This is a genomic window from Candidatus Binatia bacterium, assembly GCA_029243485.1.
In the GTDB taxonomy this organism is placed as follows: Bacteria; Desulfobacterota; Binatia; order UBA12015; family UBA12015; genus VGTG01.
The window spans coordinates 1-9,202 of record JAQWRY010000004.1 but is presented as its reverse complement, the minus strand read 5'-3'; the positions used below and the strand labels follow the sequence as shown (position 1 = coordinate 9,202).

Annotated in this window: 9 protein-coding genes; 3 read left to right on the top strand and 6 right to left on the bottom strand. The window is 66.8% G+C overall.

Annotated features, from left to right (window positions below; genetic code table 11):
• Nucleotides 1-55: 55 nt before the first annotated feature.
• From P8R42_03640 to P8R42_03615, 6 genes are all read right to left on the bottom strand, one after another.
• Nucleotides 56-697, bottom strand: a complete 642-nt coding sequence (locus tag P8R42_03640; GenBank protein ID MDG2303743.1) for a serine hydrolase — start codon at nt 695-697, stop codon at nt 56-58.
• Nucleotides 694-1,410, bottom strand: coding sequence for a VTT domain-containing protein (locus P8R42_03635; GenBank protein MDG2303742.1), 717 nt, complete (start codon nt 1,408-1,410; stop codon nt 694-696). The genes P8R42_03640 and P8R42_03635 overlap by 4 nt, the downstream gene beginning before the upstream one ends.
• A gap of 5 nt (nt 1,411-1,415) precedes the next feature.
• Nucleotides 1,416-2,963: an acetolactate synthase large subunit gene (locus P8R42_03630; GenBank protein ID MDG2303741.1), complete on the bottom strand. Its 1,548-nt coding sequence runs from the start codon at nt 2,961-2,963 to the stop codon at nt 1,416-1,418.
• Nucleotides 2,960-4,006: a TauD/TfdA family dioxygenase gene (locus P8R42_03625; GenBank protein MDG2303740.1), complete on the bottom strand. Its 1,047-nt coding sequence runs from the start codon at nt 4,004-4,006 to the stop codon at nt 2,960-2,962. The genes P8R42_03630 and P8R42_03625 overlap by 4 nt, the downstream gene beginning before the upstream one ends.
• Nucleotides 4,003-4,695 (bottom strand): hypothetical protein, encoded by a 693-nt coding sequence (locus P8R42_03620; protein ID MDG2303739.1) that lies wholly within the window; start codon nt 4,693-4,695, stop codon nt 4,003-4,005. Before P8R42_03620 ends, P8R42_03625 begins: the two co-directional genes overlap by 4 nt.
• Nucleotides 4,696-4,794: 99 nt before the next feature.
• Nucleotides 4,795-5,259: a glycine/sarcosine/betaine reductase selenoprotein B family protein gene (locus P8R42_03615; protein MDG2303738.1), complete on the bottom strand. Its 465-nt coding sequence runs from the start codon at nt 5,257-5,259 to the stop codon at nt 4,795-4,797.
• Between the two features lie 83 nt (nt 5,260-5,342).
• On the opposite strand from P8R42_03615, the gene P8R42_03610 reads away from it, so the two are divergent.
• The 3 genes from P8R42_03610 to P8R42_03600 all read left to right on the top strand — a co-directional run bounded on the left by P8R42_03610 (nt 5,343) and on the right by P8R42_03600 (nt 8,936).
• On the top strand, nt 5,343-6,335 hold the full coding sequence (locus P8R42_03610; GenBank protein MDG2303737.1) for an AraC family transcriptional regulator: 993 nt from the start codon (nt 5,343-5,345) through the stop codon (nt 6,333-6,335).
• 786 nt (nt 6,336-7,121) lie between these two features.
• Entirely contained in the window at nt 7,122-8,084 is a 963-nt protein-coding gene (locus tag P8R42_03605; protein MDG2303736.1) for an alpha/beta fold hydrolase, read from the top strand.
• A 192-nt stretch (nt 8,085-8,276) separates the two neighbouring features.
• Nucleotides 8,277-8,936 carry a carboxyl transferase domain-containing protein gene (locus P8R42_03600; GenBank protein ID MDG2303735.1) on the top strand — a complete coding sequence of 220 codons (660 nt, stop codon included), beginning with the start codon at nt 8,277-8,279 and terminating at the stop codon, nt 8,934-8,936.
• Nucleotides 8,937-9,202 lie beyond the last annotated feature (266 nt).

Sequence of the window (9,202 nt, the reverse complement as noted above, 5' to 3'; positions counted from 1 at the left end):
CGCGCTTTGTCCCTTTCCCATCGGATTCTCCTTCCGTTTGGGCCGGGAGTGTCTCTTATTTCATCGACCTATTTGGTCCAACCGTCTCTGAACCCGAACAGTGGTGGAAGAAGTCGACGCCCGACGACATGCGCATCACGTCGCGTATGGAGGCTTCGCCATAGGCGGTCCCGACGAACTGCGGCGCGTACTTGTCGATCCGGTCGTCCAGGCTCTCGATGCGACCCTCGTAAAGCGCCATCCCGATGAGGGTCCCGGTGAAGCTCTTCGATGCGGACCACAGGTGATATCTATCCTCCGGCCCGGTCTGCTGCGGGTAGGTTTCGAAGACGACCTCGCCGTCCTTCATCACCAGGAGCCCCTGCACGCGGGCCGCCTCGAGGTACTGCTCCAGGGTGTACGTCTCGCCCTCCAGCTCGTACCGCACGTCGAGTGGGCGGAGGTCGCGGGGGAACCTGTGCGGCTCCGGCGCCGCGACGAGGCGGCTGAAGGGAGGGCTCTCGTCCCAGCTTCGGAAGACCTCGGCCAGACCCTCGCGGTTCTCGTCCCCACCGAAGAGCTGGATCGACGAACCTACGGGCCACGTGCGCATGCCCCGATGCTCCGCCCAGGGCTGCGCAATCCAGAGGACGAAGCCCAGGAGGAACGTGACGAGGAGGAGAATCGCGCCGAGGAGCCAGCGAAGAGCGCGCATCATCCGTTCGTCCTCTGCGGATTCGGGACGACTCCGCGGGAGCCGACCAGGCGGCGTCGAACGGAAGGGCTTGCCAGGGGGAGAAGCACGAGAACGCCAAAGGCAAGCGCGAGGCCGATCGAGGTGGATGCTTCCCAATGCACAGCCGAGGTGCCGAGTGTGGCATACATGCCGGCACGCAATGGCGCGGCGAGCGCCACCGCCAGCGCGAACCTCCAGACATCCATTGCAACGAGGCCCGCGCAGAGATTGACCGGGGTCTGTGGACCCAAAGGGTGGGCCGTGACGAGCCACACCGGCCCGGGGCCGAATCGTCGGATGCGCTCTTCGATGGCTCGGCCGTCCGCGCCCAGGCGCGGCTGGACCCAGTCGTCACCGAGGACCCGCGCGGCGCCGAACTGGAGCAACGCGGAGGCGATCAGGCCGAGCGCTCCCCACGACGTGCCACCCAAGGCGCCGAACACGACCCCGCCCAGAATCAGCGGGATGTGAGACGGGATCAGAAGAAAGCCCCGGAAGGTGACGAGCAGTGTGAAGGCGAGCGGACCCCGCCACCCCAGTTCGAGGATCCACGCACGCAGGCTCTCGAGCCCCTCGAGGGAGAAGTCGACCCCCACCCGGTGGCGAAGGTCCGAGCCTGCGACGAACAACAGCCCCGTGCCCAAGACGATCGCGGCTAGAACGGCCGCGCGCCTCCCTCCTACCGACCCGTTCATCGGATTCACGATACGACCGCCTCGACCAACAAGGGGCCCGACTCCTCGAAGCGATGGCGCAGCAGACTCGAGAGCTCGCTCGTCGTGTTGGCGCGGCAAGCCGGAACAGCCATTCCGCGGGCGAGGTGTACCCAGTCTAGCTCCGGGTGTGAAAGGTCCGTAAGCGCTCTGGCGGCCGGCCCGGGCTCGACGTTGCCCGCTCGTGCGAGCTCGAACTGGAGGATTCGGTACGCCCGGTTCGCGCACACGATCACGGTCACGTCGAGGTTCTCGCGCGCCATCGTCCACAAGGATTGTAGGGTGTACATGCCCGACCCGTCGGCCTGGATGGCAAGGACGCGCCGATCGGGCGCGGCCAGTGCGGCACCGAGTGCATTCGGCAGGCCTTGTCCGATGGCACCTCCGGTCAGGTTCAGCACGTCGTGGCGCGGTGCGTTCGGGGCGTGTGCGGCCCATCCCATGCCGGAGGTCGCTGACTCGTTCACGACGATCGCGCCCTCGGGTTGGTGCGCGGCGATCACGGCGCCCAGCGTCATGACGTCGAGCGGTCCGTCGGGAACATCCGGGATGGACGCGCTGGATCGCGGCTTCATGGGGGGCGCGTCGAGTGCGGCGGCCAGAGCCGCCAGGCTCGGCCCCGGATCTGCCTGGAGACCCGAGAGCGGGATGCGCGCACAGGTGTCGGGAAGCAGGTCGCTCTGCCCGCCCGGATAGCCAAAGAAGGCGACGGGCGGCCGGGTGCCCGCGATCGCCAGGGTGGACAGCCCGGCGAAGGCCTCGACGGCCTGCTCCGGAAAGTACGGAACCGCGTCGAAGCTCGGAAGCCCTCCGCCCTGCGCGATGCGCGTGGAAAACGTGTCGCACCAGACCCGACAGTTCGTGGCGGCGCGGATCGCTGCAGCCGCCTCCAGGCTCGCCGGACCCAGCGAGCCGCCCACGAGCAAGCCGGTCCGATCGGGCTCCTCGCGAAGGAGAGTCGCCGTTCTCTCGATCGCACCCGCGGAGATCTCCGGTTCTTCCGAGATCGGCGACCTAGGCTCCGTCGATGTCCCCGGCGCCTCCCAGGCCGCATCCTGAGGAACGATGAGAGTGGCGACGCCCGGAGGGGGCCCCATCGCCCCCGCGATCGCGGCGACCATGTCCTCGGCGATGAAGTCGACTCCCCGCACTCGGCGTACGAACTGGGACACGGGAGATGCGAGCGCTTCGATGTCGGACGTGAGCGGCGCGTCCGCGGGAAGGTGCCAGCTCGCGTGATCGCCGATCACGTTCACGACGGGGCTGCGGGCGCGGCGCGCGTTGTGCAGGTTGGCGATCCCGTTTGCGAACCCGGGACCGAGATGAAGAAGAGTGAGGGCGGGCTTCTCTGCGATCCGGCCGTAGCCGTCGGCGGCGCCGGTAGCCACGCCTTCGAACAAGCAGAGCACCGACCGTATGCTCCGCACCTCGTCGAGTCCGGAGACGAACTCCATCTCGGTCGTCCCCGGATTCGCGAAGCAGACCTCGATCCCCGCGTCGCGCGCAGCCGTCAGCGCGTGTACTGCGCCGTTCATACGCCGAGCCCGTCATTCGCGTTCGCGTCGGTAGTGACGATGCCGCCTCGGTTGTCGAATGCGGGTGCGAGCGGCCGGCCGTCATAAAGGTGAAGCCAGAGGCGCATCAGGTGCCGCCGCATCTCGGGCTCGTCGTGGTCTTCGAACTCGCTACGCGCGTGCATGACCTGGTAGTTGTTCACGAAGAGCATGTCGCCCTCTTCGAGCTGTAGCGCGAAGTGGATCTCCTGATCGAACGAGAGTTCGTCGATTCGTTGCATGACGCGGAGCTGCTCGTCGTTGAGCCGTGGGCAGCTCTCGTGTCGCTCGGCGCTCCTGGCGTAGCCGGTGTTGTGTCGCATCGAGAGCTTTCCCTCGCTAACGCTCGCGGCTGCCCGTGTGTAGAACGGCTTGCCGTCGGGATGCTCTTCGTCGCGGCAATCGTAGTTGAAGGGCTCGTACAGCGTGTCGATCAGCTCGGGCGCCGTGCGCAGGAGCTCGTTGTAGATCGTGAGAAGCGGAGCGAGGAAGCTCATGCCGCCGGACTTCGCCTTCTGAAAGCAGAGCAGGCCGAGAAGGTCCGTCGAAGTGTCGGTATGAAAGGGAAGGGCGATCTTCGTCTGGTATCCGCGAACGCTTGGGTCCTGGAAGATGTTCCGACCGGTATCGCGAATGTGCCCGAGGAGGTGCCCCTGGGCGTTCTGTCGGATGGGTCGCCCCATGGCGCGCCCGAGGACGAAGAACATGAGGCCGGCATCCTCGGCCGACACGCCGTCGAGATCGAGGCCGCGCAGCACCACCAGGCCGGGGCCGTCCTCTATCTGGCGCTCGATGTCGCGGATCAGCGGCGTGCACGCCGGCAGCGGGAACGTGTCCCTCTCGATGTCCGCGAGACCGCTGCCGTCCGCCCGCGCCTTGGCGACGACGTCGGACAGCTCGCGCCGGTGATCGTCGGTCAGGGGAACGAGCCACTCGGTTCCACGGGCGAGGTCTTCGCCCCGCCATGCGCCGGGCCCGGTGACCGGCGAGCGCACGATCTCTTCAGTGGTGGTTGATGTGTTCATTTCTCCCTCCAGGAATGCGCGCCGATCTCCGGAGCGAGCTCCGCGAGGTACTCGCGCGGGACCATCGCGCGAAGCGCGAGCATCTTCACGAACGGGTCAGGGTGATCTGCCAGGACTCGTGCCGCCGACGCGATGAGGCGCGCGGCCGCGGTCTGCCGCCAGAACCAGTTGCGCAGCTCGCTCGCCGACGCGCGTCCCGGCTGGCCCTGGGCCGCGTCCAGATACCAGTTGCGAAGGTCGTCGCAGCCGAGCCGAATCCAGTCCGCGAGTGCGAGATTGGATTCGCGGTCCGGCTCCTGGACGCCGTCGGCGAGCTCGCCGAGCCGCGCCACGATGTCCCGTCGCGCGAGATCACTCACCGTCGGGGCATTGCCCCCGCGAGCGTCGACGTGGACCTCGTACCACGGCTCGAGCCGCGCCATCTCGTCGAGCGTCGCGGACACGAGCTCAGGCTGTTCTTCCGGCGGCGCGTGGAACGTGATCGGACACGCCCAGGCGGTGTCTTCGTCGCTGTCCGCGTGGGCCTCCGGCGCGTCTCCGTCGAAGTCTTCGAGAACGACCGGGCCGTCGGTCCGTTTCAGCAGCTCGAGCGTCGCGCGCAGCACGCGCCTCTGGAACTCGGGCTCGTTCGGCGCGCCGAAGGGGCGACCCAGCTCGAAGGGAACCCACAGAAAACGCGGCAGCTGCATCTGCGCCGTGTGCTCCCGGACGAGGCTGATGCCCGTGGTCGGTACGCCCGCGGACTCCAGGTAGTGACTGGCCGCGCCGACGGCGCGGGTGCAGTTCGGTCAAACGGGGATGAGGCAGACGGCGTCTACCTCATCCGTTCGAAGAAGCCGTGCGAGCTCCGCGACCGTCGGCTCGATCTGCTGCGGAAGCCAGCCGGCGCCCATGAGCGAGTAGTGGAACTCCGCGACCGATCCAATCACGCCCTCCTGCTCGAGCTCGCGTAGCCGGTCGATCGGAAAGACCAGGTTCACGTCCTCGCGGAAGCCGGAGCGGTCGAAGTGCACCGACGAGTGCGTCATCGTGAGCTCGTCCGCGCGGATGTCGCCCGGGATCACGCGGTAGCTCAGGTCGACCATCGAGAAGGCCCGGTCGCTCGCGCGATGCAGCCCGGCGGTCGTCACCAGAGCGACGCGACGCTCGGCGAGGGGAGGGCCATCGGCCCACGGCTTCGAGTCGAAGGGCTCGCACGCCTTCCCGAGCAGGTGCTCGCGTTCGACGTCGGGTAGCTCGGCTAGACGGACCATGGATCGGGACCAGGTCTCAATATGGCAGGCGATGTGTCCGGCAGTGAATGCTCGGTTGTCGCGATCCAATACGAATTTGTGTCATGATCCCCGCCATGGCGAATCCAGGCGTGGCTCCCGGCGGGGTTCGGGTGCCCCCCGGCAGCCGAGACTGGCTCCTCCCTCTCGGTGATCCGCGGGCTCTCGTCCTCCGAAACCTCGGCGTCTGGCTGGCTGGAATCAGCGAGGTCCGTCGGGGCTTCGACTGGCCCGGTACTCGGGCCGATACGCATCTCGTCCTGGGTTCCATCGCAGGCTCGGGAACCTTGGAAGTCGCGGGCAAGAATCGAGTTCTGTCCCCCGGCACCCTCGTGCTCTCTCCCGCGGGCCTCCCACGCCGCTACTTCACGCGCGCCGCGCGGTGGCGGCTGCTCATGGTTCGGGTCGCGGACCTCTCACGCTGGCACCACCTTCGCGACGACGGCGTCCGGGCCTTTTCGGACCCATGGCTCACGCGGCTGCGTGCACCGATGGAAGGGATGCTGGCGGAGGATTCGGCCCGAACGGGTGTCGACTCGCATACGAAGGCGTCTTGTGGCGAGGGACCGAAGCCCGAGGACTACCTGCTGTCGCGCTACGAGGATCGGATGGGCTTCGGAAGCGATGTCGCGGCCCGATCCTCGAATGGCCCAGACTCGTTTCAGCTTCACGCGACGATTCTCCGAAACCAGCTCGAGACGATGCTCCAGGCGGAGGGCCCCCGGCCGACGGATGACACCGTTGCCCTCGTCAGCTTGTGGAGTCGAGTGCGTGAGCATCCACACGAGGCGTGGGGCACCCAAGATATCGCCGAGGCCATGGGCGTCTCGCGGGCCACGTTGCACCGCCTCGTTCGACGCCACCACGGCGTCGGGCCCGGTCAGATCGTCGAGAACATCCGGATGGCAGAGGCGAAGCGACTTCTCGCGGACAGCCGCCACTCGATTCAGGTCATCGCGGATCAGGTGGGCTACGCCAGCGCGTTCTCGTTCTCGGCGGCGTTCAAGCGGGTCGTGGGGAAGTCGCCGAGCGCGTTCCGCGACGCGGTGTCGTCGTAGGGGCGAGGCAGACTTCGTCGGCCTCGCGGGCGAAGGCGAGGCAGCAAAGCTGGGCGAAAGCAGGAGGGGCGGGACCCATCACCCGTGGCTGATTGCTTCTCGGGAAGCCGCGTTGGCCGAGTGGGTCCGGGTGATCCCGAGGCGGCTGGAGTGCCGCTGAGTCGTCCTGCGGTGCAGAGAGTTCCGACCTCGCAGCGGGAGTCGGCCGCCCATCGTCGATGACGGCGATGAGCGCGGCCCACCGAAGGTTTCGGAACGCCGTCGCGGGCCGCTGAATCCTACCGTGCGCATCGCTCGACCACGATGATTCACGGGGTGTGGACGACGTTTCAGAAAGTTGGCACACCCCTGGCACACAAGAGTGGTCAGGACGTTGATCGCCGCCTTGGTCCGGTCCCGGAAGTTGTTGACAACACTAGACTTCCAAAGAGCCACCCGCCGGAATTGAACCGGCGACCTACTGATTACGAATGCGTTGGCACCGCCCACAGGAACCCACAGCAGTCCACGCAGTCCAAGAAATACGGACCGAGTCGTTCGGCTTAGTAGGTTCATTTAGGACCGAGCAGGTTGGAGTTCACGGACAAGAGGCGGACAGTCGAAGGGTCATCCTGCCTCTCCTTGGGTCTGGCCATCTTCGTCGTCGACGCGATCATGACGCCGCTCAACTTCGCGTGCGCGGGGCTCTTGCTGGGCTGGAGCGCGGCGTGAGGCTCTTGGCCGGCGGTTCCAGCGCATTGCACTTGCGTCTTTACTCCCGCGAAGGTTCTTGTTCAGTACTCCATCATGCTTGCTTCGAGGTTTCTGTCCGCCGCCCTTCTCGTCACAGCCCTGTTCGTGGTCTCGTGCGGGGATGACGCCACCCAGGGCGCCCCGACGGAGATTGCTCTCGAAGACGTCCGCGAGGAGCTACGCACGCTGGTCGATGTCTCTCGACCGACGACTGCCAATGGGGAGTTCTCCGGGAGCCCGGAGCGTCGCCTGGAAACGCGTCTCTGGTACGCCGAGCGCGCCTTGGCGCAACCGGCGTGTCGTGGGCGTGGCTGCGCACTGATTCTATTGGCGCACGGTTTCGGTGGCCACACCGAGAGGTTCGACGCGATCGGCCAACGCCTTGCGGCGGCGGGCTACATCGTCGCGGCCGTCTCCTTCCCGCTCACCAATCAAGAGGCGCCCGGTGGCTTTACCAACGCCATCGGTGATGCGGCGCAGCAGCCGGCTGACCTCTCCTTCGTTCTCGACGCACTCCTCGACGCGACCCGGGATCCCGCGGACTCCCTGTATGAGCGAATCGACTCGGAGAACGTCGGCGCGATGGGTCATTCCCTGGGGGGCGCCACCGTGATCGCCGCATCGCGCACTGCCTGTTGCAGTGACGCCCGCATCGCCGCGACCGTGTACATGGAACCGGTAGCGTTCGCAGTAGAGGCGCTGTTCGGCGAACCCTTCACGGCTTCCGGGCCCGCCACGATGACGTTTCAGGGACAGGCCGATTTCCCTGTCCCGGTCGCAGAATCGCGCGCGTTCCACGCCGCTCTGGCCGGACGGAAGATCCTCGTCGAGATGGTCGGCGGGAACCACATCAACATGATCGAACGCTTCGCCGACGAGCCCGACCCGTTGCTCAGCGAGGCGGCCGACATGATGATCGCGTTCTACGACGCCTACCTGGTGGACGGCCCGAACCTCGTCGACCAAGCCGCCGAGAGGCTCCGCGGCAGCGGGCACACGGTCCGTATCGAGGGGTAGGCCCCACGGGTCCCCATCGGTCCTTCGAGGCCGTGAACGGTTGCGACGAGCGCATTGTCGGTCGCGGGCCCGCTCCCTCTGGCGGTTCGCCGCCGAGTGCCTGGCCATCGCTGCCGCGTGGTGCCGCCGCGGACGGGCAGCTTCCACTCCCGGGCCCGAAGCACCAGGGCGGTCAACGCCGGAGGCGATTCAGTGTCCGTCTTTCAATCGAGCGTCGTTCCCTCTTCGGACGCGTTCCAGCGCAATCGTGCCGACATGCTGTCAGTGATCGACGAGTTGCGCGCCCTTGAGGCCCGGGCCGTTACCGCGTCGGGCAAGCGTCGGGCGACGTTCGAGAAACGCGGCCAGATTCCGCCGCACGAGCGCATCGCGCGACTGCTCGATCCGGGATGCCGTTTCTCCGCCTGCATACGCTGGCGAACTACCTCGTGGAGGAGACCGACCCCGAGCCCAGCGTGCCCCGGGGCGAACAGCATTTGTGGGATCGGCTTCGTGCGCGGGGCGCGCTGTATGGTCTGGGCCAAGGACAGCGGCATTCGGGCGGGCTCCGTGACGCACAGCTCGCTGCCGACGGCGTTGAGCCTTCAGGACATCGCGCTTCGTCAGAAGCTTCCGCTCATCCACCTGGTCGAGAGTGCCGGGGCGAACCTGATGAGCTTTCTGGTGGAGACCTGGGCGGGCTTCGGCGGCGTGTTCAAGAACCTGGCGCGGCCGGCACTCCGACCCTCGCCGGCGGGCGTCGCGTACATGCCGGGCATGTTGGACTACGTGATCGGGGTGAAGGAGAACGGACTCGCGGCGGTAGCGGATATGAGCGGCCTGTTCGGGTTCAGCGAAAGTTGGACCAACTGAGGGTTTGAAATAAGAGACACTTCCGGCACGTTTGCTCGCCTATGCAGCTCGTAGATTCTGCCGTTTGCGACGAGCCATTGTCTTGTTCTTGATCTGTTCTCGGCGCGTCAGGATCGCGGTGCGCCTGTGCGTTCTCAGAACCCGTCCGCGACACGATCACGCCGCCTCCGCCCACGCGTACCGATGCTGGAGGCCACCGACGCGCGGCAAGGCGATCACTTGCGTGCTCGAAGAGGCCCGTCGCTCCACTGGTCGCCCCAATGGAG